Raw genomic sequence first — 26115 nt, forward strand, 5'->3', positions numbered from 1 at the left:
TCTCAGATTATAGTGGTCCCGAAATGCCCTGTTTGCGGATCATAATAAAGTGTCCGACCAGAAGCACCAGAAGCACAGCAGGGAGGAAAAAGACGTGCAGGGCAAAGAAACGAGTTAATGTCTGTGCACCCACAATGGTTCCGCCTTGCAGGAATTCCTTAATGATCGGCCCCAGCCAAGGAACCGTGTTCGCAATCTCCAAGGTAACCTTGGTTGCAAAGTAGGCTTTGTTATCCCAGGGCAGCAAATACCCTGTCAGCCCCAGGCCCAGCATGACGAAAAAGATCAGCATGCCGACAACCCAGTTCATCTCGCGCGGTGCTTTGTAAGAGCCGGTAAAGAACACACGCATCGTATGTAAGAACATCATAACGATAACCAGACTGGCTCCCCAATGGTGCATCCCGCGAACAATTTGGCCGAAGGCTACTTTGGTCTGCAAATACTCAACACTGGCGTAAGCATTAATAATATCAGGCACATAATACATCGTCAGGAACATTCCTGACAAAATCTGAATAACCGTGATAAAGAACGTCAATCCCCCAAAGCAGTACACGAATGCGGAAAAGTGATGAGCCGGGTTTACGTGCTCTGGAACTTCATGATCCGCAACGTCCCTCCAGATTGGCGTGATATCGAGACGCTCGTCAATCCAATCATAGACATTTTTAAACATCTGCGTTCACGCCTCCTATTTGACTCGGGTGTTCGGAATAATGTCGCCCAGATAAACCCAACCCTGCTCTTCCTTAACTACATACTCATCTAGCGGTTTCGGGGCTACGGCAAGATTCTTGCCTTCTTTGTTATAGTGCGCGCCATGACAAGGGCAATGGTACTCGTCAGGATACTGTTTATCACTATTCCAACCCACGGTACATCCTAAATGTTTACAAATGGGTGAAAGCGCATAAATTTTACCCTGTTCATCTTTCCTGATCCAGGCCACCAACGAAGCATTGCTCAAATACCAACCGTCTTGCTGTTTCAGTTCAAAGGTAAATTCTTGAGGTTCATTCGTAATTTTGCTAATCTCAGCTACTTTAACAGAGGCGCCTTCTCCCTTGTGCTGCAAAATCGGGTCCACCGCAAAACGGACCATGGGAAGGATTGCACCGGCGGCCATATAGGCTGTAGCTCCACCAAGCGTGTACGTCAAAAACTGCCTGCGTGACATCTCCTTGCGGCTTGGCAATTTCATCGAAGCTTCGTGCTGGTCATGCTCACTGCTCATACTGTCTCCAACCCCCTTTTTCAGCCAACTCTCTCAATCGTTTTCATTATCAGAAATTCCACGACTTACTAGAACATACATAATCATATAGTAGCCCTAGAACACCGTCAAGAATTTGTCACACATTTTTAAGGTTCAATTGTAAGCGTTATTAAAAAACTGTTGGTAAATTGTCACATTTGTCGCTAAAAGATCATTTTTTCCATAATTCACGTATCTTTTCCCCGACACATCGTGCAATCCCCTCTTCTCCTACTTCTTGTATCAAAACAGAACGACTTAATATCAGATCTGCTAAGGGAATATTCGTCTCTTCCAATACACTATCAGCTGACATTATAACCACATATTTGAAACCGGAAGATTTGAGTTGTTGGGATAAGGTGTTTAATGCCATTGACATCTCTGGATAAGCATAATGGAATGCAGGGTACGTCATCATACGCCCTTTAAAAGGGATTTCTACCAGATCCAAAAAATCTCTAAGCCGCTCCAACGCTTCAGTTGCTTCAACCGGAGACTGTTCCCCTGTAAGCCCCGTATACGGAATAAGGCATGTATCCAGATAGAGTTGCAGTTCAGCCCAGCTGTCTTGAGTCATCTCACTGAATTTCAATTCCCTATTTCCCCTCTCTATCCATTTTATTCCCATATTATATATGAGCTTAGGGTATAAATCCAGATATTTGATTCACTAGCATTATAAATGAAGATAAACCTCGCTTTTTATATTCCATCGTAGCTAGCTTTCCTTAGGAGAATGTTCTGAACACAAAAAAGAAATGCGTGTCCACGCATTTCCTATCATGTCTTTGCTTATTTTTAATATGCTCATCAGTTTATGGCCTTCAGTTCATCCGTCAGACTCCGGAAAGCTACTTCGTCTCCGGTAGCCAACGCTTTATCGATTTCATTATATAGCTTCTCGCTGCGCTGTTTACGAAGCGCGTCGTCCCACACCATCTCAGCAGCCAGCCCCAACATGACTTCATACGTAACTTTCATTTTATCCAATAGGATGCACCTCCAAAACGGATTTAAGAGCTCCTATATTCCTTTCCTCTGGCAACATAACCTAGTGAAGTTCTCGACATCCGCTCAAGATCTGCATCAGTCAACTCACGTATCACTTTGGCTGGTGTGCCCAAAGCAAGAGTATAGGGCGGAATTTTAGTATTTTCAGTTACAACAGAACCGGCCCCGATCAGCGTATATTCACCAATTTCGGCTCCATTGAGAAGGATAGCTCCCATACCAATCAGCGAACCTGTTCCGATATGACAACCATGGATGATCGCAGAATGTCCCACAGATACATCATCTTCCAAAATCAAAGGTTGATCCGTATTGACATGTCCAACGGCATTATCCTGTATGTTACAGCGTCGTCCTATTCTAATGGGGGCCAGATCGGCCCGCAGCACAGCGTTGAACCAAACGGTAGACTCTTCACCCATTCTTAGATCACCTATAAGTTTGGCACCTTCAGCCATATATACAGAAGTGTGTAGCTGTGGCTGTAAACCTTTGTATGGAATTATCACTAGTTTCACTCCTTAATTTGGAAGTGATTTTAGCAACTTGTCCTTCAGTTGTCAAACATGACCGGTGTAATATCCCCAGAGAGCGAGCGACAGGATGAAGCAAGACGTGAACCCCATGCCGTCATCTGTATTGTTCGTCCATCCGTATGCTCACCTACGCGAAGCATGCCCAAATGCAGCATCATTTTGATTACCCTGTTGTCATAAATCGTCTCTGCCGTATCGTAGTAGAAAGGCTGAATGAACGGGCCTATCTGGTGGAATAAGGACTCTGCTGTTGACCAGCCTGCGGCACATTCGCCCGTCCAATACACGATGGAAGACAGATTAGGAATAGCACCTTTATACAGTCTTAACCAAAACCGAAATAACTGTATCATCTCAGCGGTTTTCTCCAAGCCAAGCTTTTCTTCACCAGACAGTGTCAACTTCAGAATACCTTGTTCTTCCCGAACGAGCCGATGATGAAAAGCATAGTCATAAATGAAGGCGAAACGATCGGGATAATCCTTAAATGAACGTCCGTAACCGAATCGCCATCCTGCTTTCCCGACCAGTACCTCACTGACGTGTAAATGCTCCATGATCTGCTGTTGGGAGCGGCGGTACATCATGCCTTCTGCGTTAAGAGCAATTTCATGTTGCTGCACAAACTGCAGAAAGAGCTTGAGATCATCTGCGAGTAAATGGTATTCATCCCTGTACACCGGTGGTTCACTTGTCAGTTCGATGCCTGCCTTCAGGTGAGCAGATAACACATCCCGGAATCTCATTTTCAAATCCTGGGGTACCTGATACAGATATCTCGTGTTTTGTGTCGTGCCATTGAACAACCATCCGCTTTTGTTAAAGCGTACGATGAGATCACGTGGACTGGCTCCAGCCTCACTATCCTTTTTGTCCATCGACTGACGAGCAATGGCAACGAGCTCCTCCATACCGAAGTATTGGCGGGCATCAAACAGCAAGTTGTTCAAAAATCGAAGATCTACCTGATTCAGTTCTCGAACCTGCTGCTCAAAAAAAGGTCTGCTGCCCAATGTAGTGAGAATACTCTGGATGAGTTCATGTTTGGAATTGGGCTTGCAATCGCATTGGTAATAGTCTGCTATTCGGTTAAGCTGGCCAATATCGGCAAAAGTAAGCATATCCGCTAGATTCATGGGTCCATCACCTCGCCCGTTGACTACTTTTTGGCTGATGATTCGGGGCCTGGAGTAGTTTGGTTTTGTAAATATCGTTGACGGAATTCCCATGATCTAAACCTGTTTTTTACAAATCTTTTATGTTTTAACCATACTATGCCTGAAGTGGCCTGCTCAGAAGAAGAATGAGAGGTTCAAAATCAACTAAAATAGCAGTTCATACACTATAAACGCAAAAAAACAACCTGAGTCGAATTACTCAGGTTGTTTCGCTAGATCCAATGACAGATGTCGTGTACAGTTGTAAAGCAGTGGACTCCAATCCTCACGTTCCTTCTCCAGAATCGTGAGTGACAGGTTACCAATTCGTTCCGTATAGCGGTCTTGATACAGCGCTGACAGCAGATTGGCCAAAAATGCACCGTGAGAGACAATCAGTATATCTTTGTCATGATATGCCGCCCATAAATCCTCGAGAAAGCTTAAAGCCCTTGTCTGTATGTCAGCAATCTGTTCCTGTCCCAGATCAAGCGTTTCCCATGCTGTCCCCCAACGGGCAACACGTTCTTCTGAAGTCATGCCTTCAATCTGTCCAAAAGCTCGCTCCTTCAAGCGTGCATCCGGCTTCAGCAGGGGAACATTCAATAGCCCGGAGATGATCTCTCCTGTCTCCTGCGCCCTGGACAATCCGCTCGTAATGATATGGTCCCAGCGATACTCTTCGGCCAGCAGACGTCTTCCCAGACGCTCTGCTTGCTCACGACCTTCCACATTCAGAGGAATATCGGTCTGCCCCTGAATGCGTCCAGCCGCATTCCAGTCTGTTAGACCGTGACGAATAAGTCCAATCCGCATCTGATCCCTCATTTCTCTACACGATGAACGACAGCTTTACTTAAGCACGCGCACCTTGTTTGCGTTTGTTCGTTGTACGATGCATACGTCCAAGAGAGAACAAAGCCATACCAATGGCGAGTAATGACAACCCCATCCAGTACTGAGGATACGTAGGTCCCATGCTCACAACAAACGGCTCTATGATACTCCCTCTGTCCGCTCCCTGCATGTTGTACTGATACACCCCGGAGGAAGCAGGATCACTCCCTGCAACACCTGTCTCCAAAATACCCGTGGAGACCACGCGGGTCTGCTCCGCTTCTGACACGTCGGGTTTAAACATCGCCATGTACAAAAAGCTGCATAAGAAAATTGCCAGGAACGCAGCAATCCACAAAGACATATGCTTGCGGATCGCAGCCGAGAAACGGTTAACCTTTGCCTCTTCCGGCAATAGCCATGGAGACTCCGCATAGATCCGGTCCATAACATTACGGTTTACTTTCTCTGCTTGTTGTTCTGTCACAGGGACCGGTATGCTGTGCAGCAAAATTTGAGCTTCTTCCCAGACCTCAAATTGCTGCGCGCATTCTTCACAACCAGCGAGATGAGCATGAAATGCAATCCGCTGAGGATGAGCTTCCGGCAAGTCCCAGATCATTGCAAACAGTTCCTGGGCTTCATTGCAGTTCATCGGTTCTTCATCCCTTCATATGGCTCGTACACCGGTTCGAAGAAATAAGGTTCCAATTGAGTTTTTACGCTTGATCTTGCTCTGAATAATAACGATTTCACAGAACTGACGCTCTGCCCAAGGATATTTGCAATCTCTTGATAGTCTAGTTGATCATACTCACGGAGTATAATGGCAGAACGCTGCTTCTCCGGTAAATTGTTAATCGCATCCCTAACCAGCATCACCCGCTCACTGCGCAATGCAGCATACTCTGGCGCATTCTCGGACGGAGCAACGGGTACAAAACCGCTCTCTTCAAGTGGAATATTCCCGCTACGCTGTTTGCGAAGCTCACTCAGTACCGTATTTCTCGCAATGGTATACAACCAGGTCGAGAATGAGGCATCCACCTCGCGGAATGAGTGCAGACTGCGGTACGCCTTATAGAAAGTCTCAGAACAGAGATCTTCCGCAAGCAGCTCCATATTGGAACTTTTCAACATATGATATACAAAAGCCAGTATTTTACGCTGATAACGACTCATCAGCTCGGAATATAACTCCAGGTTACCTTCCTTGATCTCACGAATCAACTGGGAATCCGTCATTTGAGTGCGACCCCTCCTCGCCCATCCATGTGCTTCTCCCCGTTCGACTCTATCCATGTATTACCGAACAGGCACAAAAAAGTTGCGGTTCTCACCGCATAAAACAGCGTTCAGCGCCATAACTGGCCTTCCCGCCAAATTCCCCTATGTAATGGCAATTTCCCCAACGTTTCTACATTAACAGTATTTATTGTACAACGGTCTGCATCATCCTGGCAAATCCATTGCTACCACAGAACCCCGACCTGTCATTCATATGCGGTCTTTTTCGCGTACATGACTTCAATTTGAGCCATTTGGTTAAGTTACTCTTGTATTGGACGAACGAACTCCCCAAAAAGTTTGCGTGACTGAAAATTATTTTAAATTAATGGATGGATTTCATTATAGATAACATGTGAATGGATATAATTCATTAACCCATTTTTGTACTCAAGAAAATCTTGCTGACTGTTCATTGTTCCATCTGACTTGAGCTTCCTAAGGAGTTTACTGTTCTCATGGATAGAGGATTATATTTCCTGAATTTACGAAAGTTATAATTAAATCAAATAATTTTACTTAAAGTGTTGACAAAATGAAAACGTATACATATAATAAAGGAACAGTATGGTTTCTCTCCACTCCTATCCAATAACTGTATTGCTCCACGTGAGCAATGGCCGCTTATGTAAGCGGTCTTTTTTTTGTCCTTTTTTAGGTTACGTACAGTAACAATTCATCCTCGATACAAAAAAAAGAGGGCATTCGCCCTCTTTCAAAAATCAAACCCATACTTGATATCCCAGGGAATCCAGTAATGTTTTTGCCCGTTCCATGTCTTCTTCCTGACGGAACGACAAACGCATAATACCCGGCACATCCACCCGGTTCTCGATAATCTCCATATTGCTCAGGTTGATGTCATTCGTCCCCAGTTCAGTCGCAATCTTGCCAATCATCCCTGGCGCATCCTGTACATCTGTATACAGATCGAAGAGCGGCGAGATCATGCCCTTCCGTCGTTCAGGCAATATGCTACGGAACTCGCGTGCCTGACGGAATGCATCCTCGATACCGTCACCATTCTGCTGCTCAAGCATCTCGGTAAATGCCGTCATCTGGCTGTTCCAGTCCTTAAGCAAACCTAACAGCACCTCACGGTTACTGAGCAGAATGTCTCTCCATACAATGGCGTCACTGGAGGCAATCCGGGTAATATCGCGGAATCCGCCTGCAGCCAGCATTTTATACAATGGATTCGATTCATTATACTCACGTACCTGATTCACTAACGCAACTGCAATGACATGTGGCAGATGACTTATAGCCCCCACGATATCATCATGCAGAAGTGGTTCCACACGAACAATCTGCGCCCTCGTATATGCGAGTAGCGCAGATAATCTGTCGTAAGCCTCCTCCGGTACATGTTCTGAAGGAGTTAAGACATAGTAGGCATTCTCAAATAACACTGCCGAAGCCGCATCTACACCTGCCCGCTCTGATCCTGCCATGGGATGACCACCGATGAAGAAGGCATTAGCCATACGTATATGCTCTGCACAAGCTGCGATGGAGGCCTTGGTGCTGCCAACGTCCGTGATAATACATCCTTGTTTCAAGGGAAGCTTGGCCAATTGCTCAAAATACGATTCCAACAGACCTACAGGCACGCACAAAAAAATAAAGTCGGCATCCTGTACCGCTTCGTCCAGGGAGAGCGTAGCATCATCCACTACACCACTCGCTATGTATTTATCCTTCAGTTCAGGGAGATGGGCATAGCCCATCACCGTCACACCCGGCTTGCCTTTGAAGCAAAGCGCGAGTGAACCGCCGATGAGCCCGACACCGATCATTGCAATTTTTAATTTCATGGGTCCTCACTCTTTTCGTCGCCAGTATTAAGGGCGTGCTACCGCCTTCTCAGCCAGCGTGTTCTCCAGCGCCGTGACAAATACACGGTTCTGTTCTGATGTTCCCACGGACACACGAATGTATGTTGGGTATACATGGAAGCCCGGACGAACAATAAGGCCTTGTTTCAACAGCGATTCGAACGCCGTTGCAGAAGGCATATCCAGATCAACCATGATGAAGTTCCCCTGCGAAGGGAAATAGGGCAGTCCTAGCCGTGCAAATTCATTTTGCAAATAATCGCGCTCTTTCGCATTCCGTTCCGAGCACTCTTGTACAAAAGCCTGATCCGCAAGTGCAGCCGTTGCCGCAGCCTGACCGAAACGTGAAGTGTTAAATGGCTCACGCACACGGTTGATCAGATCAATTACTTCCGGGCGTGCAATTCCGTATCCGATACGCAACGAAGCCAAACCGTAAATTTTGGAGAATGTCCGCAGAATAACCAGATTAGGATAACGATCCAGCATAGGCAAGCTCTGAGGATAAGCCTCGTCCGTTACGAATTCATAATAGGCTTCGTCCAGTACAACCATAACATGGGATGGCACACGGTCCATAAACGCGGTTAATTCCTGTTCGGAAATAATCGTTCCTGTAGGGTTATTCGGATTACATACCCAGACCGCTTTTGTCTTGTCATTGATTTGCGCCAGCATAGAGTTCAGATCATGTGTTCCATCCTTGAGCGGTACTTCAATGCTCACCGCACCTTCAATCTCAGCGTTGCTTTTGTATACCGAGAACGTCTGATCAGCCATAATGTTCTCGTCTCCCGGAAGGAAGAACGCACGAGTTATCAGAGCAATGATCTCGTCAGATCCACAGCCAAAAATAAGATTGTTCCGTTCTACACCAAGATGCTTAGCCAGCACCCCAGCCAGCTCAGACGAGCTGCCATCCGGATATGTGCTTATATTGACCAATTCTCTCGTGATTGCTTCCAGTGCGGCAGGGGAACTGCCATATGGATTTTCGTTGGAAGCCAGCTTAATCACTTGCTCCAAACCCAGTTCACGTTTCACTTCTTCAATCGGTTTGCCCGGCTGGTACACAGGCAGATTGACAATCTGGGACTTCGGTTTCAACCCAACCGCCTCCTGTAATTTAAGTAGTGGTGACATGCTTAAGCATGTCCAGAGGATTTAACATCGTTAAATCCCTATCCTTTTAATTGTGCCACAAAGTTACGAATTTGCAACAGCCCCGCCTCGCGTGTATCGGGATTTCCAAGCAGTGGAATGGCTTCTTCCACTTGACGTACGATGGCGCTACCCACGACTACCCCGTCACAGATACGAGAGAAATGGGCAACCTGCTCGTGGCTGGATATACCGAAACCTACCGCTACCGGGAGATCTGTCAGACTCTTCACCGTCTCAATGAAGCTTTCTACTCCATCAAAAAAGGAAGCTCTCTCGCCCGTCACACCCAGAGATGAGACACAATAAATAAAACCACGGGCACCTGTGACGATACGCTCGATTCGTGCGTTGGATGTAGGGGCAACAAGCGGAACCAGATGGACACCTGCAGCATCTGCACGGCGACGCATATCCTCTGCCTCTTCAATAGGAAGATCCGGAATAATCATGCCGCTAATCCCATGTTTGACCAACTCGTCAAAGAATACGTCCAGCCCTGTTTGTAACACCGGATTGTAGTAGGTAAATAGCACAAAAGGCATTTTTACCCCCGCTTCGCGTGCTCTTGCAGCTGTTTCCATGCAAGTCCGAATCGTAATCCGGCTTTTCAATGCACGTTCGGAAGCACGTTGAATCACGGGTCCATCCGCGAGTGGATCGGAATAGGGAACACCCAACTCCAGAATGTCTGCCCCTGCTTCCTCAAGTACTTTGATAATTTCCACCGTTGTATCCACATCTGGATCTCCAACGGTGAGGAATGGAATAAGTGCTGTTCGTTTCTGTTCCCTCAATTGCTGGAAGGTCTGGTCCATCAGATTCATGCCAAGTCCCCTCCCGTATATTTCATAATCGATTCTACGTCCTTGTCACCACGACCGGACAGACAGATTACAACGATGTCCTCAGCGCTGAGTTCAGGCGCGAGCTTGACGACCTGTGCGACAGCATGTGCTGACTCCAGAGCAGGAATGATACCTTCTGTTCGGCAGAGCAATTGCAGCGCATCCAGCGCTTCCTGATCCGTAATCGGCACATATTTTGCGCGTTCGATATCTTTGAGATATGAATGCTCAGGACCAACCCCCGGATAATCAAGCCCCGCCGAGATGGAGTGGGCAGGCTGAACCTGTCCATATTCATCCTGCAACAAATAACTCATGGACCCCTGGAATACACCATGAGTTCCTTTGCTCATCGTAGCTGCGTGGAACTCCGTGTCGACCCCTTTACCAGCAGCTTCAACCCCGACCAGCTTCACATCCTGATCTCCAATGAAGGGATAAAACATGCCGATTGCGTTGCTTCCACCGCCTACAGCCGCTACAATGACATCCGGCAAACGTCCTTCAATCTCCTGAATCTGGCGCCGTGTCTCATCACCAATAACACGCTGAAAGTTACGGACCATCATCGGATATGGATGAGGACCGACAACCGATCCAAGCACATAAAAAGTATCTTCCACATTGCTAACCCAGTAGCGAAGTGCCTCGTTACCGGCATCCTTCAGCGTCCGCGTTCCTGACGTCACCGGAATTACTTCTGCGCCAAGCAACTTCATTCGAAATACATTCAATTGTTGACGCTGCGTATCTTCTTCTCCCATGAACACTTTACATTCGAGACCCAGCAATGCGGCAACGGTTGCCGTTGCAACGCCATGCTGTCCCGCACCTGTTTCAGCAATGACTTTCTTTTTGCCCATCCGTTTGGCCAGCAATCCCTGTCCAATGGCGTTATTAATCTTGTGAGCACCCGTATGGTTCAGGTCCTCACGTTTCAGATAAATTTTCGGTCCACCCAAACGGCGGGACAATTGCTCTGCATGATAAAGAGGCGTTTCCCGTCCAGAGTACTCACTCAGCAGATAGTTCAATTCCTTGTTGAATTCTTCGTCTTCGGAGAAGTGGCTGTACGCTTCTTCCAGTTCGATGAGTGCGTTCATTAGTGTTTCGGGTACAAAGCGGCCTCCGAAGGGACCGAAACGCCCGTGTTGATCCGGCAATTGATGTGTCATGCCTGCTTCACCCTTTCTACAAATGCTGTTATTTTTGCAATATCCTTCACACCTTCGGACTCTACGCCGCTAGATACATCGACGCCGTCCGGTGCATATGTCTGTATGAGTTGTTGCACATTATCCGGCTGTAACCCTCCTGCCACAAACAACGCAATCTCATGTTTTTTGGCCCATTCGGCATATGCAGGAATACGTCCCCAGGCAAAAGTTTCCCCGGAACCCCCACCGTACAGGGGATCATAAGTATCAAGTAATATAGCATCCACGACTTCTTGATAGGGATCAAGTGCTGTCATAGCAGCAGCGTCAGCCGCTGAACCTTCCTCACCCTTGGGAAAAGAAAAGGCCTTAAATACTTCGGTGCTCCAGCGCTGCTTGACCTGCAGACAAAATTCCGGAGACTCCTGTCCATGCAGCTGAATGACATCCAGATCCGCCACATCCAAGACACGTTCCAGCTCTTCGATTGTGGGGTTCACAAATACTCCCGCCAGCTTTGGCCGTTCAAACGTTGTCCAGTCCAGCAGGACCGTTCTTAACTTGGCAGCCTGTTCCGGTTCAATGCGGCGACGGGATTTGGCAAAGACAACACCAACGTAATCCACAGGCAAGTTTATCATCGATTTTAGCACTTCAACGTCCTGAAGTCCACATATTTTTACAGCCACCGCCGGCTGGTTGCGCAGATCTGGATCTCTGCCGTTTAAGCCGTCATCCGTGAATGCTTTCATGCTTTTGGTCCCATCAGCTCGTATACAGCCGCTTCTACATCATCCTTGCGCATCAGATGCTCTCCAACAAGGATACCGTGTACACCAGCCTCTATGAGTGATTCCAGTCGCTCCGGACCGTCAATTCCACTTTCACTAATCAAAGTTACGCCATCTGGAATCAGTTCCATCAGATCCAGCGTAGTGTTCAGACTGGTCTCGAACGTTTTCAGATTGCGGTTGTTGATGCCCACAAGCGTTGCCTGTGGAATATCCAGAACTTGCTCCAGCTCTGTCCGATCGTGGACTTCAATCAAGGCATCGAGGCCCAAGCTTTTCGCAAACTCCAAATATTGACGAATCTGTTCCGGTGTCAGAATACTCGCAATCAGTAAAATGGCATCTGCACCCAACAATCTCGCCTCAGCAATCTGACGTTCATCTATGATAAAATCCTTGCGCAGCAGCGGAATTGATACAGCCTGATGAATGGCCTGCAAATACTCCCCACTACCCTGGAAATACGAAACATCAGTCAATACGGAGATGCAATCTGCTCCTGCGCGTTCATAAGCGGAAGCAATCTCTACCGGATGAAAATCCGGACGAATCAGACCTTTGGACGGAGAAGCTTTCTTCACTTCCGCAATAAGACCCAGCTTCCGGTTGCGCGCCTTTGATAAAGCCCGTTCAAATCCCCGCGTTTCGGGTAATCCCTCTATTTTTTTCAAAGCCTCATTCATGCGAAATGTTTGTGCCAGAACTTCAACTTCTTTATGTTTGGTTGCAACGATTCGATCAAGATACATGACTATACGCCTCCGATGTATGAATTAACTGTTCCAGTTTTGCAGCAGCCTTGCCTGAATCTACAGCCTCTGCTGCCATAGATACACCTTCCGCAATGGTACCCGCAAGACCCGATACATAGATGCAAGCTCCCGCGTTCAACAGAACGACGTCACGATATGCGCTATGTTCTCCCTGGAAGATCCTTTTAATAATTTCGGCATTCTGGGTTGCATCTCCTCCAAGAACCGACTCCAGCGGGTGCAACGATAATCCCATATCACGTGGATCAATGTCATACGTATGCACTTCACCATTACGCAGTTCGGATACTTGAGTAGGTGCAGAGATACTTATTTCATCCAAACCATCATGACTGGCTACAACCAACGCTCTTTTCAATCCCAGACGATTCAGCACTTCAGCAATCATTGGCGTCCGGCTCCGGTCATATAAACCAAGCAGTTGACGATCCGCTCCGGCAGGGTTGGTTAGAGGTCCAAGCATATTAAAGATCGTGCGTACACCGAGCTCTTTTCTTGGGGCAGCTGCATGTTTCATAGACGGATGGTACACCTGAGCAAAACAGAAACAGATTCCGATCTCATCGAGACATTGCCTCGCCTGTTCTCCGTTCAGATGAATATTCACGCCAAGGGCTTCAAGGACATCCGCACTCCCTGCTTTGCCTGATGCCGAACGATTGCCATGTTTCGCTACCCGAACAGAAACCGCTGATGCAATAATAGCGGATGCTGTTGATATGTTGAACTTATGAATCCCTGAACCCCCTGTTCCACAGGTATCCAGCAAGCCGCTGCCATCGGTGAGAATTCGTCCGCCCTGTCCACGCATCGCTTCGGCAAATCCGGTGATTTCATCCACCGTTTCTCCCTTCATTCGCAAAGCCATAAGCAAACCTCCGATTTGAGCGGGAGTTGCCTCACCTCTCATAATCGAGTACATCACATCACGCGCTTCCGATTGTTCCAAATGATTGCCCTCCAAAATTTTGGCAAGGCCATTCTTCATTCCTTCCGTGTGGGCAACCTCAGATACAAGCCGCATGGAGCCTTCATTCATCACTGGGTTCATATTCATTGTCCGGTCTCTCCTCTCTCAGTTCTGTGCAGTGGCTGGGGTAACAAAATAATCTGCGTTCGCCAGTCTCAACGTGCTGTCCTTTTCTTTGGCAGGAAACATCGCTTCTGCTGTGCGAATAGCTTTGAGTAGCGCTTTGGCTTTATTAACCGTTTCTTCATATTCATTCTCAGGCACTGAATCCCATACAATTCCGGCTCCAGCCTGTACATATGCTTTTCCTTTTTTGAAAATTATCGTGCGGATCGTAATACAGGAATCCATGTTGCCCGAGAAACCAAGATACCCGATTGCTCCTGCATATGCACCGCGCGCCTCTTTCTCAAGTTCCGCGATGATCTCCATCGCACGCAGCTTCGGTGCACCGGATACCGTTCCCGCAGGTAGACAAGAGAGAAATGCATCGAAGAAATCCTTATCTTCTCTAAGCTCACCCTTAACATTGGACACCATGTGCATGACGTGGGAATAACGTTCAATCTCCATGAACATGTCACATTTCACACTACCGAAGTTGGACACCCGACCCAGATCATTACGGCCCAGATCCACAAGCATCAGATGCTCTGCACGCTCCTTCTCATCCTGTAACAGATCCGCGGCGAGTGCACGGTCTTCCGCTTCCGTAGCTCCTCTTGGCCGAGTACCGGCAATGGGCCGTGTCTCTACACGATTCCCGTCCACTTTAACCAGCGCTTCTGGTGAAGTTCCCACAATAATCTCATCGTCCATTTTCAGATAATACATGTAAGGGGATGGATTCAGAGTCCGAAGCACACGATACACGTGAAGCGGAGAAACTTCCGTGTCGATATGGAAACGCTGGGATAATACCACTTGAAAAATATCACCAGCGCTGATGTAATCCTTGGCTTGCTGCACATTACCGATAAATTGCTCCTTCGTGAGGTTGGAACGAATATCCCCCAGTTCAACGTCTCCTGGAATGGAGCGTGGATTCATGTTCTCCCCCGGTCCTTGCTGTTGCAAGCGCTCAGCTGCCTGTTCCAGCTTCTCTGAAGTCAGTTCGTATGCCGCCCGAATCTCCTCATCTGTAGCACCGTCTTTTACGTGTACATTACCTACGAGCAGCATCTGCTGCTTCACATGGTCAAACACGATAATCTGGTCACAGAACATGAAGCGAATATCATCCATATTCAGATCATCCAGCGCGTGGGCCGGAAGTTTCTCATAATACTGCAGCAGATCGTATCCAAAGAAACCAATAGCTCCACCTGTAAATGGCGGCAGTTCATCATCTTTAGGACTACGATACTTGCGTAGCAACGCTTTAAGTTCTTCAATTGGTTTACCAGGCAGTTCCCGGATCTGCCCTGCTTCTTCAACCACAATCCGGCCTTTTTTGGCCGAAATCATCAGGAAGGGATCCGTACCAATGAAGGAATATCTTGCCCATTGAATACCACCCTCCACACTTTCCAGCAGAAATGCCCGGTCGTTGTCAGCATAACGGCGGAAAATCCGAATGGGGGTCTCCATATCAGCCAGAATCCGTTTGACTACCGGAATCAGATTATATTCATTCGACATTTTCAGTACTTGATTAACGTTTGGCGTTATCATCAGGTCACGTCCTTTCAGATTAGGTAGAAGAAAAGCAATATGTACAACAAAAAACCTCTACCATCAGGTAGAGGTTGGTTATAAGCTGTTGTCAACAGGTTCGTGTTTTCATAAATAACAAGTCCCTATACATCCATTACCGAATCATCACACAGGTTGCTGTATAGATACATCACATGTATCAATACAAAGGAATTGTAGCGGCAAACACTAATGGCCTCCATCTAATCCATTCTATCCTGGAATACATGGTAGTTATTAATCGTGTTATACCAAAACAAAACGATGTCGTTAGACACGTTCTCTTCCTACTCCTGTTTCAAATTCCGTAGCACGACGTACCGCGAATCAGTTGACCGGCTTCTGTTGCTCCGGCTACCACCCGCTGGACTCTGCTATATACTCCACTCATCTCAGCTGCTCTCAGCTCAATCTCATACTCTACTCAACTGGTTCTCACTATACATCATTCCGAACGGTTTGACAACCCACGTACTTAAGAGCCTGTAGGTGCTGCCAAATCTGGACGCAAAGCCTGTGCTCCATTGAGGTACACATGGTTCATTTCATTTTGACCCTTCGTTGTGTTCACATGTACCATGAAACGAATGCATTGTGGCAAAGCTCCCTTAACCGGGACTTCCAGCGCACACATCAAGGGTACAAGCTCCCAGCCGTCCAACTGGCGAATAGCCTTCGCTGGAAAAGCTGCATCCAGATCTCCAGTCATCGTAATCCATACACTGCAGATATCTTCCGGTTTGATCTCATTGCGATCAACGATCTCCTGCAACAATACAGCCGTTTCCTTCAAAATCTGTTCTTCGTTGTTATGCGTGACGGTTGTCGCCCCGCGGATTCCCCTTGTAACCATTGCTTTTAATCTCCCTTCTTAAGCAATTCAATGACGTCCCGAACTGTGGATACAGGTACATCCTTCACAATTCTGGCAGTCCCAATCCGGTCAGGAATGATGAAGACCATGTGGCCCTCACGAAACTTTTTGTCATGCATCATCGCATCCATTAAGGCATCTGTATCCAGATGTTTCGGCATCGTTACCGGAAGGCGAAGTGAACGCAGCATACGAACCGTATCCTCATAAAGCCCTGCTGGCGCTCCCAACTTCTCCCCAAGCAATGCCGATCCTGCCATTCCAATCGAGATGGCTTCACCATGCAGGAATTCACCGTAACCCGCAATTGCTTCAATGGCATGACCTATGGTATGACCCAGGTTCAACAGCGCTCGCTCTCCATTTTCACGTTCGTCTCTGGATACAATGTCTGCCTTGATGCCACATCCTCGTTCCAGACCATACCCCAGTGCCTCGGGATCAAGTGCAAGCAGTTCTTCTGCGTGCTCTTCACACCATTGTGCAAAAGCTTCATCCCGGATTAGCCCATGCTTTAGCATCTCTGACAACCCAGCCGAGACATCACGTGGTGGCAGGGATTGAAGAGTATCGACATCGTAGAGCACCAGCTCCGGCTGGTGGAACGCCCCAATCATGTTTTTAGCCAGCGGATGATTGACAGCTACCTTGCCGCCAACACTGCTGTCATGCGCCAGGATCGTCGTAGGCACTTGGACAAACTTGATTCCACGCATATATGTAGCAGCGACAAAACCAGCCAGATCACCCACCACACCGCCGCCTAAGGCGACAATAGCCGAACTGCGATCCAGTTTGCCTTCAATGGCGACAGTCATCATATCCTGATACACGGAAAGTGATTTCGATGTTTCACCAGCTGGAACAACTGCGGATACGACTGTAAAACCAGCCGTACGCAGCGTCTGCTCAAGGTCTGACAGGTATTTGGGTGCCACATTCTCATCGGTAATAATGAGTAACGGACTTTTTTTGGTTAAGCCATATTGCTCAAAAAATTGAGGTGCTTGAGCCAACAAGCCGCTGCCAATCAGGATTGGATAAGAACGCTCCTCCAACTGCACTGTCAGCTGGCGCATCTTAGTAGTTCTCCAGTTGATTATTATAGTTGGCAACGTTCGCGCGGATTTCCTCCATGGAGTCTCCGCCGAATTTCTCCAGGAAAGCTTTCGCAATCTCCCAGGCCACCACATGCTCCATAACGACACTAGCTGCCGGAACGGCACAGGCGTCTGAACGCTCAACCTGAGCTGTGAATGCTTCTTTTGTATCGATATCCACACTTTGCAGCGGTTTGTACAAAGTCGGAATAGGCTTCATAACTCCACGTACAACAACCGGCATGCCATTTGTCATCCCGCCCTCAAACCCGCCAAGACGATTGGTAGCCCGGTGGTAACCGCGCTCTTCACTATGCATGATCTCATCATGTACCTGAGAACCACGAATCGTTCCAGCCTCGAACCCGATACCAATTTCCACACCCTTGAATGCGTTAATAGACATTACTCCCTGAGCGATGCGTGCATCCAGTTTGCGATCATACTGTACGTGACTTCCAAGTCCGATAGGAACACCTTCAACGATACATTCCACAATTCCGCCAATAGAATCGCCTTCTTGCTTGATTTGGTCGATGTAAGCCTCCATCTTCTTCTCTGTCTCCGCATCGGTTACACGCACAGAGGAAGCTTCGGTTACTTCGATTAGTTCATCGATCGGCAGATCCTGATAAGGTGCTTCAATCTCGCCGATACGCAGTACACGTCCTGCTACTTTAATCCCGAATTCAGCCAGGAACTGACGTGCAATGGCGCCACAAGCTACACGAACGGTTGTCTCGCGGGCACTGGAACGCTCCAATACGTTACGCAAGTCTTTCAAGTTATATTTCAGTCCACCATTCAGATCGGCATGTCCCGGACGCGGGCGATGAACACGGCGTTTTTCTTCATCACTGCCTTCAATCGGCTCAATATTCATAATATTCTGCCAGTGTTTCCAGTCATTATTTTGAACAACCAATGCTACAGGAGCACCGGTTGTATATCCGTGACGGATACCACCAACAAAATTGGCCTGATCTTTCTCGATTTGCATCCGGCGACCACGGCCATACCCTTTCTGGCGGCGGTGAAGCTGGAAATTCAGCTCTTCAAAGTCAATATTCAGATTACTAGGCAAACCTTCAATAATTGCGGTTAATTGGGGTCCGTGTGTCTCCCCTGCGGTTAAAAAGCGTAAACTCATCATACGTTCCCCCTTTAAACTGTTAAACTTCACATTGCTAAAATCCCATAATTTCTTTGCTTATTATAGTATAGCTGACGGGCTTTGACAAGAAAGCCGGTCGTTTCTTCTCCTAAGATGAACTTGGCAGGATGGAGAAGGTTTAAGATTATGACTTGCGTGGGTGACACCAACGCATCAGTTATACAAATAACCGCCTGGACACATGTATATGTGCACTCCAGACGGTTACGAAATCAATTGAGGTTATTTTTTGCGATAAAAGAATGTCTCCGCTGTCTCCAGACCATATTGTCCCGGAGAGAAGATCTGTTCCGTACTGCCCACGAACAAAATACCGCCTGGACGCAAACTTGTCGCAAACTTGTGGTACAACAGGTTTTTGGCTTCCTCGGTAAAATAGATCATGACATTCCGGCATACAATCAGATCATACCCATCGTCAAATCGATCCAACAGCAGATTTTGCTTCATGAACTTGATCGAACTTTTCAATTGCTCATCAATCCGGTACACCAAGCCATCCTGCTTGAAATAACGACTCGCTGTTTCTTTCGGCACATCTTTGAGCGAGCGTTCCATATAACGCCCTTCCTTCGCCTTGGCGAGAGCACCTTCATCCAGGTCGCTTGCTGTGATGGAGCTACCCTTGAGAATACCCATCGTATCCAGAATCATCGCCAAAGTATATGGTTCTTCGCCTGTGGAACAAGCCGCACTCCACACTTTAACACCACGCTTCGAACCTAATAGCTCAGGCAGAATTTCATCACGAAGCACTTCCCAGCGATTAGGGTTACGCCAAAATTCCGAGACGTTGATGGTCATGCGATCCAGAAACTCATAGAACAATGACTTATCCTTCTGCATAGCATCGAAAAAGTTAGAAAACGTATGAAATCCGTTTTTGTTACGAAGTGTGGTCAGCCGTCTTTTCATCTGGCCTTCCTTGTATTGAGCAAGATCAATGCCTGTGCTCTCTTTGATTTTACGAATAAATCCCGTGTAATCCGGGTCTAATAATTGTTCCTGCTCCAGCATCGTATCACCCTTTTGGCTAAAAAATTACAACCAGGCTGCGATGCTCTTGTCGTACGTTACCAGTTCATCCGGAGCAAAGAAATTCGCTGCTTCACGAGAGGCACTTTCTGGTGAATCTGCCCCATGAATCAGATTATGCGGTGTGTGGCTGGCGAAATCTCCGCGAATTGTACCGGGAGCCGCTTCCTTCACATTGGTCTTGCCAATTACGATGCGCGCAAGTGTCACGATGTCGTCACCTTCCCAGACCATAGCAAATACAGGTCCAGATGTGATAAAACGAACCAAATCATCGAAAAAAGGCTTTCCCTCATGTTCAGCATAATGGCGCTTGGCCTGATCCTCTGACATCTGCACCAGTTTGCCTGCCACCAACTTAAACCCTTTGTCTTCCAGACGGCTAACGATACGCCCTATCAAACCACGCTGCACACCATCCGGCTTCACCATCAAAAATGTACGATCCATCGGCTCACTCCTCACTCACGGTTCAAAGTTATTTCTTTATGTAAACGCAATCCCTTTGATTGTAACATACATGTCCAAATCCTCCCAATGAGGAATATCCACGCACGTTATTTTTTTGAGTTAGGACATCTGCTTGCAAACCAGGATCAGGCATAATTTATCCCGCCAGCAGAGGAGTAATCAAACGATATTAATGAGTGCGTTTGACCACAAAATGTGCGATATCCCGCAAGTTTTTGGTCGTCCTGATGTTAGGCAGTTGATCTAGAGCATCGAGCGCTTTCTTCATATATCGGTCAGCCAAGGCTTCGGCTTTAGCAATTCCTTGACTTTGGCGAATCATTCCAATGGCATCCGATGCACTTGCCCGTCCTTCCTCATGCTGGACACGGGAAATCTCCTCTAGCAAAGGCTCACGCAAATTAGACTCCTGTAGTGCGTACAGTACAGGCAGCGTAATGTTTCCTTGCTTCATGTCACTGCCTGGGGGCTTGCCAAGTTGTTTCTCTGTACCCACTAGATCTAACACATCATCCTGAATCTGGAACGCCATGCCGACGTTGTATCCATAGCTGTAGAGCAAAGAGGATACATGTTCAGGCGCGCGAGTAGCCAATGCCCCCAACTGACAGCTGACCGCAATAAGAAGTGCCGTTTTGCGACGGATTCGCAGCAAGTAATTACGAACACTTTGTCCCGTATTAAAAAAGTCCCGAATTTGCTCCATTTCACCAATGGACATCTGCACCATGGCTTTGGCAAGAATGCGGTGTATGGCTGGATCAGACAGACCCGCCGTCATTTCAAGTGCTTTGCCGTAAATATAATCTCCGGTATACATGGCAATCCGGTTATCCCATTTGGACTTCACCGTTGGTTTGCCCCGCCGTGTCTCGGCATTATCAATTACATCGTCATGAACGAGAGAAGCCGAATGAATCAGCTCCAGCGGAACTGCTACCAACTTCAGTCGCTCGATGTCATATGTACCAAATTTCCCACCGAGCAATACAAATACGGGCCGCAACCGCTTACCCCCTGCCTTAAGCAGATGGAGCGATGTTTCACTGAGCAGCTTCTGTTCTCCCTGAACACTGCGATACAATTCTTTCTCAATGTAACCCATATCTTTTTTTAACAACCCGAAAATATCCAATAGTTTCATTTGTTCACCCGTGTCAGCGTATTGTCAGTCCATAAATCCATGCTTACCTTCCCCTCCAGCAAGTCGGGCCTACAGGCATAACGAAAAACCAGGGCTTGCCGTTCCTGCTTGTAATCTTCTATAACGCACTAACCTTTTTCGAATGTCATGGCCGACATCCGGGAATTAAACTCTGCGACTTGTTCTGAAACATAGTACAGAAGTTGCCGGAGCATGGGTCAAGGCTATGGTTCATTCATACTGTCACCATCAGCGCTCACCAATACCCCGGGATTCGGGGGCGACCGAGCGACCTACACATTTCGTGACCATAGCAAGTGTGTATGAAACTCAGTCCTTATCCCCGTTGTCCGGTTCTCCCCATCTGGTGAAGAGTTGATGTGGGATGCGCAGACTATCCAGCACTTTTCCCACCAGAAACAGAATCAACTCATCCATCGTCTGGGGTTTGTAATAAAAAGCAGGCATGGCTGGTATCATTCGGACACCAAGCCGAGAGAGCTTCAGCATGTTCTCCAGATGGATTGCATGCAGCGGCGTCTCACGCGGTACCAGTATCAGTGTTCTTCCCTCTTTCATCATGACATCGGCAGCACGGGACATCAGATTATCAGACGTCCCCTGTGCGATGGATGAAAGAGTTCCCATCGAGCATGGCATAATAATCATGCCTTCTGCCAAGAAAGAACCACTTGCGATTGAAGCACCAATATCACTAACAGGATGATAAATCAAGGAGCCCCCACGGTTGCCGAATTTCACTTCAAGCATGCGGTCTCGATTGGTCACATCCCAGTCCATTTCTTCTTTTAATACACGCCAGCCAGCATTGGATATTACCAAATGAACGGTATACTCCAGATCAAGCAGCGTTTCAATCAATCGGATGCCATAGATACTGCCACTCGCTCCGGTAATTCCGACAACAAGTCGTTTATTGTCCGGCTGCAACATCTTTACTTCACCGCCAAGTCAATCAGAGTAAACGTAAATACAACCAGGCTGAGTACACTATTCATTGTAAAGAACGCCGTTTGTACACGGCTCATGTCATTCGGAGATACGATATAGTGCTCATAGAAAAGAATGCCATATGTGATCAACATACCAGCACCATACCACCAACTCAGATCCGTCATCAATAACAGTGCAAGAAATCCTATTGCAGTAATGACATGGAAAAACTTGGCGATTTGCAATGACTTAATAAGACCGAAACGGGATGGTATCGAATGAAGTCCCGCTCCCTGATCGAATTCCAGATCCTGACAGGCATAGATGATATCGAAACCCGCTGTCCAGAATACAATCGTAATGTACAACACAATGGCTGTCCAATCCATAGTCCCCGTAACAGCAACCCAGCCCCCAAGTGGAGCGAGACCGATGGTCATGCCGAGAACAATGTGGCACAGCCATGTGAATCGTTTGGTATACGAATATAATACCAGCATAAATACAGCTATTGGCAACAGCTGCATGGATAACACATTAAGGTTCGATGAGGCCCAGAACAAGAGTATAAATGACAATATGATAAAGATAACAACCTCACCATTTTTCAACAATCCAGCCGGGATCGCTCTCATCGCGGTACGTGGATTATCCCGATCGATCGCCTGGTCAATCATACGATTCAAGCCGAAGGCCGCACTGCGCGCACCAATCATGGCCAATAATACCCATACAATCTGCATCCAGGTTGGGAAAGTATCATTCACCACCATGGAACCGAGAATAGCCCCCATAAATGCAAAAGGTAACGCAAAAAGCGTATGTTCAATCTTGATCATTTCTAAAAAGATGCGAATTTTCCTAAACATGCTGATTCTCCTTGGTTCCAATATGCAGTGCTGCAACGCCTCCGGTCAGAGGGTAGGCCTGCACTTGCTGCAATCCGGTTTCTGCGAAAATATCGGCCAGTTCCTTCCTTCCCGGAAAGAGTGCCAATGAGTCAGGCAGCCATTTATACTGCTCATAACGTTTGGCAAACAGTTTGGCAAGCTTCGGCAAGACTTGTTCAAAATAAAAATAATAAATGCCTTTAAACGGCTGCCAGGTAGGCTTGGACAATTCCAGACAAACTACCATACCGCCCGGTTTCACCACACGCTTCATTTCTGACAACACCTGTCTTAAATCAGGTACATTGCGCAACCCGAACCCAATGGTAACATAATCGAATGAATTGTCTTCAAAGGGAAGTGACATCGCGTTGCCTTGTACCAACGTAATCTGTTTCTGCCGGTTTACAGCATTAACCTTGTTCTGTCCAACCTCCAGCATATTATTGCTAAAATCAAGCCCATGCATGTGACCCGTTTCACTTGCCTCTGCCATAGCGAGTGTCCAGTCGCAAGTGCCACAGCACAAATCGAGTCCGGTATCGCCTTTGGACATATCCATCTTCTTCATGGTGAATTTGCGCCAAGCCTTGTGCCTGCGGAAACTCAGAATATCATTCATGACGTCATATTTTCCGGCTATACTCTGAAAAACCGAATGGACAAATTCTTCTTTCGGTTTGGTCTCTCCGCTCCCCATTCGTCTGTCTCCCCCTCAATCTTCCCTTACTGCCGCATGGGATGGCTGCAAATACGTCAGGTAAGGCTCCAGGATTGCATCAAACTCACGCAAGCCTAATCGATCTTCCTCGTCTTGCAGCAATAGCTGTATGCGGTGTGTACACTCGCGAAGCTTGTCCAGCATAACCTCGCGGGTCCGATGTCTGAGCACCATGCCATTCCATGCCCGTGAATCCGGCTCCGGCTGACGAAGCCGTTTCCGCTCGTCGTCATTACCGTGCTCGTTAATATGCCAGAAAGCATAACTGTGGAGAAAGCTCCGTTCGTCATTCATCCGTCCCAGCTCTTCCACAAGCGTTTCGCAGCAACTGAATTCCGTAAGCAGACTGTTCCATAAGGACTGTTCATTTTCCGCAATCATGCCTGTAAAAGAAAGAAACAGCTGCATCTTCAGCTGCACCGTTTCACGCAAGTATTCTTCAGGCGAAACGAGAAGCTTCTTCATTCGTTCATACAGCGTCATCTTGCGTGCGTTCACTTTGGATACAGCAGCACTGAGTTTGCCGATCATTTCAATTCTGCCTGCATGGGCAAGCAACTGATAGAATCGACTGCTTAAATAATCTCCGGCAAGTACATTCAACTGGCGTGAACGCATTTCCAGTTCTCTTCGCTCTCCAGATATCGTATCGATTCGATCATGCGTATCCATGGCCAACTGTACGAGCGAGGTTGCGAGAGCATAGAGCTCATCATGCACCTTTTCATCTGTGCGGCCCACAAATACCTGCAGCAGACGTGCCCGGCTATCAGGAAATGATGGGATTTCCGTATGTTGTCGAATCATGTCGTAATCCGTATATTTCTTTGCTAGTTGGGGTACGCGATATGAATTCATTCTCAGCCTCCGAGCCTTTGCATTGTTATACCATTTCTGCACTACAATCTTATATATTATAGCATATGTTTATCGGGCACGCACTGAATCCTGCTATTCTATTACCCCTAACTTGTCATTTCGAATTGCTTCTTCCAGAGTTCGGTCTCCATCATGTGAAACCAGTCCTTCAATTCGTCCGAGAGAGTCGGACTTTCCCAGTTCCGCAGCGTTTCGATTGCATACATAGGCCACTCTCCACGGCGAATATCAGCAGCGATTAACAAATGCCTTTTGTGGAGCCATTCGTCCTCCGCCATCACACGTAACAGCACCTGATTCACATTTTCCAGACTTCGAAAGCCAAGATCAGCTACAGTGGCCATATTACCATAGATTTCGGTATAACTGGTGCCCGTTCCGGTAACTTTCAGGTCGAGTGTCAAAATCGATTGTTTCCACTCCACTCTCGTAATGGGTGTGGATAGTTCCATGGTACTTAACACGTCCACCAGATTGTTGTCCGTTAACTGGATGGGATGGTGTGCTGCCGAGACCGGTTGTACACTTTCTCCGCCCCATGTACGCATATGTAAGGTTTGTATGGCAACAAGCAGAAGAACCGCCGCAACCGTTGCCAGCATTGAAGCAATTACGATCATCCGCGGTTTCATAAATGCCTCCCTGCCCTTACCTGTTAGTGTAGTCTGTCCGGTAAAGGCTCATACCTCATTGTACAATGAAAAAAAGCAGGCTATGCCTGCAATTTTCATTATTCCGACTGAATCTGTCCATGCTTGGTAATCAGCGTGGCTTTGCCCCGGATTTTGATGGCTGAAGTATGAGTCGTAAACTGGGCAAACATGACTTCTCCCTTGTCCAGCTTCTCGGTATGATGAAAGCGTGTATCCTGACCTCGGGTTAAGCCGATCACCTGGACACCATTTTCCTCTGCCTTAATTACGATATAATCATTGCCGGTTGGTTGATCCATCACGCACGTCCCCTTCTCTAGTTCGATAGCGTTAATGATGATAAATTTTATTTCATTTGTCAACCAGCGCCTTATGCGAAAAACCGCAAGAAACAACGTTAAAGGGCAAAAGAAAAGGCCGTGAACAAGTCACGGTCTTTTGGTCGACATATGGAATATGTAGAAATCTTATTTAATTCCGTCTTTGAGCGCTTTACCTGGTTTGAATGCAGGAATTTTGCTCGCAGGAATTTCGATTTCTTCACCTGTTTGCGGGTTGCGTCCTTTACGTGCAGAGCGCTCGCGAACTTCGAAGTTCCCAAAACCAACCAATTGTACTTTATCTCCGCTTTGAAGAGCCTCAGCGATTGCTTCGAATACGGCATCAACCGCTTTCGTTACATCTTTCTTGGACAATTCAGTCGCTTCGGATACGTTTGTAATCAAGTCTGATTTGTTCATTTGTTTTTCACCTCCTGAATCAATGTCCTGAATGTTATACTGTGTTTCCGTTTTATAGCGAAATATACGTTCATACGCAAAAAATCTACGTACATCTTGAGCGATGAACACAAATCTCTGCCTACGGTCAACAGTCATTTCCGGCAGAATATCGCCTG

The 26115-nt window shown here is 47.2% G+C and carries 30 protein-coding genes; all 30 read right to left on the minus strand.

The window, feature by feature from the left end; translation table 11 throughout:
• Positions 1-7: 7 nt before the first annotated feature.
• On the minus strand, positions 8-679 hold the full coding sequence (gene qcrB, locus ACR32F_RS19350) for a menaquinol-cytochrome c reductase cytochrome b subunit (protein ID WP_105409065.1): 672 nt from the start codon (positions 677-679) through the stop codon (positions 8-10).
• Positions 680-694: 15 nt separating this feature from the next.
• On the minus strand, positions 695-1237 hold the full coding sequence (locus tag ACR32F_RS19355; RefSeq protein ID WP_440109792.1) for a ubiquinol-cytochrome c reductase iron-sulfur subunit: 543 nt from the start codon (positions 1235-1237) through the stop codon (positions 695-697).
• 193 nt (positions 1238-1430) lie between these two features.
• Complete coding sequence (locus tag ACR32F_RS19360; protein WP_440109794.1) at positions 1431-1853, minus strand: DUF2487 family protein; 423 nt, start codon at positions 1851-1853, stop codon at positions 1431-1433.
• Between the two features lie 218 nt (positions 1854-2071).
• Positions 2072-2251, minus strand: coding sequence for an IDEAL domain-containing protein (locus ACR32F_RS19365; RefSeq protein ID WP_440109796.1), 180 nt, complete (start codon positions 2249-2251; stop codon positions 2072-2074).
• A gap of 23 nt (positions 2252-2274) precedes the next feature.
• Positions 2275-2781: a gamma carbonic anhydrase family protein gene (locus ACR32F_RS19370; RefSeq protein WP_440109798.1), complete on the minus strand. Its 507-nt coding sequence runs from the start codon at positions 2779-2781 to the stop codon at positions 2275-2277.
• 44 nt (positions 2782-2825) lie between these two features.
• The gene (locus ACR32F_RS19375) at positions 2826-3944 is read right to left on the minus strand and encodes a hypothetical protein (protein ID WP_440109800.1); all 1119 of its coding nucleotides are present in this window, start codon (positions 3942-3944) and stop codon (positions 2826-2828) included.
• A gap of 237 nt (positions 3945-4181) precedes the next feature.
• A complete protein-coding gene (locus ACR32F_RS19380) occupies positions 4182-4781 on the minus strand; it encodes a histidine phosphatase family protein (protein ID WP_440109802.1) in 600 nt (199 codons plus the stop codon).
• Between the two features lie 40 nt (positions 4782-4821).
• The gene (locus tag ACR32F_RS19385) at positions 4822-5457 is read right to left on the minus strand and encodes an anti-sigma factor family protein (protein WP_440109804.1); all 636 of its coding nucleotides are present in this window, start codon (positions 5455-5457) and stop codon (positions 4822-4824) included.
• Positions 5454-6047: an RNA polymerase sigma factor gene (locus tag ACR32F_RS19390; RefSeq protein ID WP_440109806.1), complete on the minus strand. Its 594-nt coding sequence runs from the start codon at positions 6045-6047 to the stop codon at positions 5454-5456. The genes ACR32F_RS19385 and ACR32F_RS19390 overlap by 4 nt, the downstream gene beginning before the upstream one ends.
• Positions 6048-6811: 764 nt before the next feature.
• Positions 6812-7906 carry a prephenate dehydrogenase gene (locus tag ACR32F_RS19395; protein WP_440109808.1) on the minus strand — a complete coding sequence of 365 codons (1095 nt, stop codon included), beginning with the start codon at positions 7904-7906 and terminating at the stop codon, positions 6812-6814.
• Positions 7907-7933: 27 nt separating this feature from the next.
• A complete protein-coding gene (hisC, locus tag ACR32F_RS19400) occupies positions 7934-9034 on the minus strand; it encodes a histidinol-phosphate transaminase (protein WP_440109810.1) in 1101 nt (366 codons plus the stop codon).
• 74 nt (positions 9035-9108) lie between these two features.
• A complete protein-coding gene (gene trpA / locus ACR32F_RS19405; RefSeq protein ID WP_440109812.1) occupies positions 9109-9915 on the minus strand; it encodes a tryptophan synthase subunit alpha in 807 nt (268 codons plus the stop codon).
• On the minus strand, positions 9912-11111 hold the full coding sequence (gene trpB / locus ACR32F_RS19410) for a tryptophan synthase subunit beta (RefSeq protein WP_440109814.1): 1200 nt from the start codon (positions 11109-11111) through the stop codon (positions 9912-9914). Before trpB ends, trpA begins: the two co-directional genes overlap by 4 nt.
• Positions 11108-11845: a phosphoribosylanthranilate isomerase gene (locus tag ACR32F_RS19415; protein WP_440109816.1), complete on the minus strand. Its 738-nt coding sequence runs from the start codon at positions 11843-11845 to the stop codon at positions 11108-11110. The genes trpB and ACR32F_RS19415 overlap by 4 nt, the downstream gene beginning before the upstream one ends.
• On the minus strand, positions 11842-12633 hold the full coding sequence (gene trpC, locus ACR32F_RS19420) for an indole-3-glycerol phosphate synthase TrpC (protein ID WP_440109818.1): 792 nt from the start codon (positions 12631-12633) through the stop codon (positions 11842-11844). The genes ACR32F_RS19415 and trpC overlap by 4 nt, the downstream gene beginning before the upstream one ends.
• The gene (gene trpD, locus ACR32F_RS19425) at positions 12623-13681 is read right to left on the minus strand and encodes an anthranilate phosphoribosyltransferase (protein WP_440119955.1); all 1059 of its coding nucleotides are present in this window, start codon (positions 13679-13681) and stop codon (positions 12623-12625) included. Before trpD ends, trpC begins: the two co-directional genes overlap by 11 nt.
• A 51-nt stretch (positions 13682-13732) precedes the next feature.
• Positions 13733-15301 (minus strand): anthranilate synthase component I, encoded by a 1569-nt coding sequence (gene trpE / locus ACR32F_RS19430; protein ID WP_440109820.1) that lies wholly within the window; start codon positions 15299-15301, stop codon positions 13733-13735.
• Between the two features lie 496 nt (positions 15302-15797).
• Positions 15798-16175, minus strand: a complete 378-nt coding sequence (aroH, locus tag ACR32F_RS19435; RefSeq protein WP_440109822.1) for a chorismate mutase — start codon at positions 16173-16175, stop codon at positions 15798-15800.
• Between the two features lie 5 nt (positions 16176-16180).
• Positions 16181-17275, minus strand: a complete 1095-nt coding sequence (gene aroB / locus ACR32F_RS19440; protein ID WP_440109824.1) for a 3-dehydroquinate synthase — start codon at positions 17273-17275, stop codon at positions 16181-16183.
• Between the two features lies 1 nt (position 17276).
• Entirely contained in the window at positions 17277-18446 is a 1170-nt protein-coding gene (gene aroC / locus ACR32F_RS19445; protein WP_440119957.1) for a chorismate synthase, read from the minus strand.
• 246 nt (positions 18447-18692) lie between these two features.
• Entirely contained in the window at positions 18693-19487 is a 795-nt protein-coding gene (locus ACR32F_RS19450) for a CheR family methyltransferase (RefSeq protein WP_440109826.1), read from the minus strand.
• Between the two features lie 24 nt (positions 19488-19511).
• On the minus strand, positions 19512-19955 hold the full coding sequence (gene ndk / locus ACR32F_RS19455; protein ID WP_440109828.1) for a nucleoside-diphosphate kinase: 444 nt from the start codon (positions 19953-19955) through the stop codon (positions 19512-19514).
• A 190-nt stretch (positions 19956-20145) separates the two neighbouring features.
• On the minus strand, positions 20146-21120 hold the full coding sequence (locus ACR32F_RS19460; RefSeq protein ID WP_440109830.1) for a polyprenyl synthetase family protein: 975 nt from the start codon (positions 21118-21120) through the stop codon (positions 20146-20148).
• Positions 21121-21450: 330 nt separating this feature from the next.
• Positions 21451-22074 (minus strand): UbiX family flavin prenyltransferase, encoded by a 624-nt coding sequence (locus ACR32F_RS19465; protein WP_440109832.1) that lies wholly within the window; start codon positions 22072-22074, stop codon positions 21451-21453.
• 2 nt (positions 22075-22076) lie between these two features.
• Complete coding sequence (locus tag ACR32F_RS19470; RefSeq protein WP_440109834.1) at positions 22077-22943, minus strand: UbiA-like polyprenyltransferase; 867 nt, start codon at positions 22941-22943, stop codon at positions 22077-22079.
• A complete protein-coding gene (locus ACR32F_RS19475; protein ID WP_440109836.1) occupies positions 22936-23664 on the minus strand; it encodes a demethylmenaquinone methyltransferase in 729 nt (242 codons plus the stop codon). The genes ACR32F_RS19470 and ACR32F_RS19475 overlap by 8 nt, the downstream gene beginning before the upstream one ends.
• Positions 23665-23679: 15 nt before the next feature.
• Positions 23680-24543, minus strand: coding sequence for a heptaprenyl diphosphate synthase component 1 (locus ACR32F_RS19480; RefSeq protein ID WP_440109838.1), 864 nt, complete (start codon positions 24541-24543; stop codon positions 23680-23682).
• A gap of 107 nt (positions 24544-24650) precedes the next feature.
• The gene (locus ACR32F_RS19485) at positions 24651-25196 is read right to left on the minus strand and encodes a hypothetical protein (RefSeq protein ID WP_440109840.1); all 546 of its coding nucleotides are present in this window, start codon (positions 25194-25196) and stop codon (positions 24651-24653) included.
• A 98-nt stretch (positions 25197-25294) separates the two neighbouring features.
• The gene (gene mtrB, locus ACR32F_RS19490; protein WP_440109842.1) at positions 25295-25516 is read right to left on the minus strand and encodes a trp RNA-binding attenuation protein MtrB; all 222 of its coding nucleotides are present in this window, start codon (positions 25514-25516) and stop codon (positions 25295-25297) included.
• 168 nt (positions 25517-25684) lie between these two features.
• Entirely contained in the window at positions 25685-25957 is a 273-nt protein-coding gene (locus ACR32F_RS19495) for an HU family DNA-binding protein (RefSeq protein WP_105409322.1), read from the minus strand.
• Between the last annotated feature and the right edge of the window lie 158 nt (positions 25958-26115).

The organism is Paenibacillus hebaui (assembly GCF_051934385.1).
In the GTDB taxonomy this organism is placed as follows: domain Bacteria; phylum Bacillota; class Bacilli; order Paenibacillales; family Paenibacillaceae; genus Paenibacillus.

Bases quoted from the DNA above. Each gene is read 5' to 3' on its own strand.
- qcrB (WP_105409065.1), bottom strand. From the start codon at position 679: ATGTTTAAAAATGTCTATGATTGGATTGACGAGCGTCTCGATATCACG.
- ACR32F_RS19355 (WP_440109792.1), bottom strand. From the start codon at position 1,237: ATGAGCAGTGAGCATGACCAGCACGAAGCTTCGATGAAATTGCCAAGC.
- ACR32F_RS19375 (WP_440109800.1), bottom strand. From the start codon at position 3,944: ATGAATCTAGCGGATATGCTTACTTTTGCCGATATTGGCCAGCTTAAC.
- ACR32F_RS19380 (WP_440109802.1), bottom strand. From the start codon at position 4,781: ATGCGGATTGGACTTATTCGTCACGGTCTAACAGACTGGAATGCGGCT.
- ACR32F_RS19385 (WP_440109804.1), bottom strand. From the start codon at position 5,457: ATGAACTGCAATGAAGCCCAGGAACTGTTTGCAATGATCTGGGACTTG.
- ACR32F_RS19390 (WP_440109806.1), bottom strand. From the start codon at position 6,047: ATGACGGATTCCCAGTTGATTCGTGAGATCAAGGAAGGTAACCTGGAG.
- ACR32F_RS19395 (WP_440109808.1), bottom strand. From the start codon at position 7,906: ATGAAATTAAAAATTGCAATGATCGGTGTCGGGCTCATCGGCGGTTCA.
- trpA (WP_440109812.1), bottom strand. From the start codon at position 9,915: ATGAATCTGATGGACCAGACCTTCCAGCAATTGAGGGAACAGAAACGA.
- trpB (WP_440109814.1), bottom strand. From the start codon at position 11,111: ATGACACATCAATTGCCGGATCAACACGGGCGTTTCGGTCCCTTCGGA.
- ACR32F_RS19415 (WP_440109816.1), bottom strand. From the start codon at position 11,845: ATGAAAGCATTCACGGATGACGGCTTAAACGGCAGAGATCCAGATCTG.
- trpC (WP_440109818.1), bottom strand. From the start codon at position 12,633: ATGTATCTTGATCGAATCGTTGCAACCAAACATAAAGAAGTTGAAGTT.
- trpD (WP_440119955.1), bottom strand. From the start codon at position 13,681: ATGCGGCTTGTATCTGAGGTTGCCCACACGGAAGGAATGAAGAATGGC.
- trpE (WP_440109820.1), bottom strand. From the start codon at position 15,301: ATGATAACGCCAAACGTTAATCAAGTACTGAAAATGTCGAATGAATAT.
- aroH (WP_440109822.1), bottom strand. From the start codon at position 16,175: ATGGTTACAAGGGGAATCCGCGGGGCGACAACCGTCACGCATAACAAC.
- aroB (WP_440109824.1), bottom strand. From the start codon at position 17,275: ATGCGCCAGCTGACAGTGCAGTTGGAGGAGCGTTCTTATCCAATCCTG.
- aroC (WP_440119957.1), bottom strand. From the start codon at position 18,446: ATGAGTTTACGCTTTTTAACCGCAGGGGAGACACACGGACCCCAATTA.
- ACR32F_RS19450 (WP_440109826.1), bottom strand. From the start codon at position 19,487: ATGCTGGAGCAGGAACAATTATTAGACCCGGATTACACGGGATTTATT.
- ndk (WP_440109828.1), bottom strand. From the start codon at position 19,955: ATGGATCGTACATTTTTGATGGTGAAGCCGGATGGTGTGCAGCGTGGT.
- ACR32F_RS19460 (WP_440109830.1), bottom strand. From the start codon at position 21,120: ATGAAACTATTGGATATTTTCGGGTTGTTAAAAAAAGATATGGGTTAC.
- ACR32F_RS19465 (WP_440109832.1), bottom strand. From the start codon at position 22,074: ATGTTGCAGCCGGACAATAAACGACTTGTTGTCGGAATTACCGGAGCG.
- ACR32F_RS19470 (WP_440109834.1), bottom strand. From the start codon at position 22,943: ATGTTTAGGAAAATTCGCATCTTTTTAGAAATGATCAAGATTGAACAT.
- ACR32F_RS19475 (WP_440109836.1), bottom strand. From the start codon at position 23,664: ATGGGGAGCGGAGAGACCAAACCGAAAGAAGAATTTGTCCATTCGGTT.
- ACR32F_RS19480 (WP_440109838.1), bottom strand. From the start codon at position 24,543: ATGAATTCATATCGCGTACCCCAACTAGCAAAGAAATATACGGATTAC.
- ACR32F_RS19485 (WP_440109840.1), bottom strand. From the start codon at position 25,196: ATGAAACCGCGGATGATCGTAATTGCTTCAATGCTGGCAACGGTTGCG.
- mtrB (WP_440109842.1), bottom strand. From the start codon at position 25,516: ATGGATCAACCAACCGGCAATGATTATATCGTAATTAAGGCAGAGGAA.
- ACR32F_RS19495 (WP_105409322.1), bottom strand. From the start codon at position 25,957: ATGAACAAATCAGACTTGATTACAAACGTATCCGAAGCGACTGAATTG.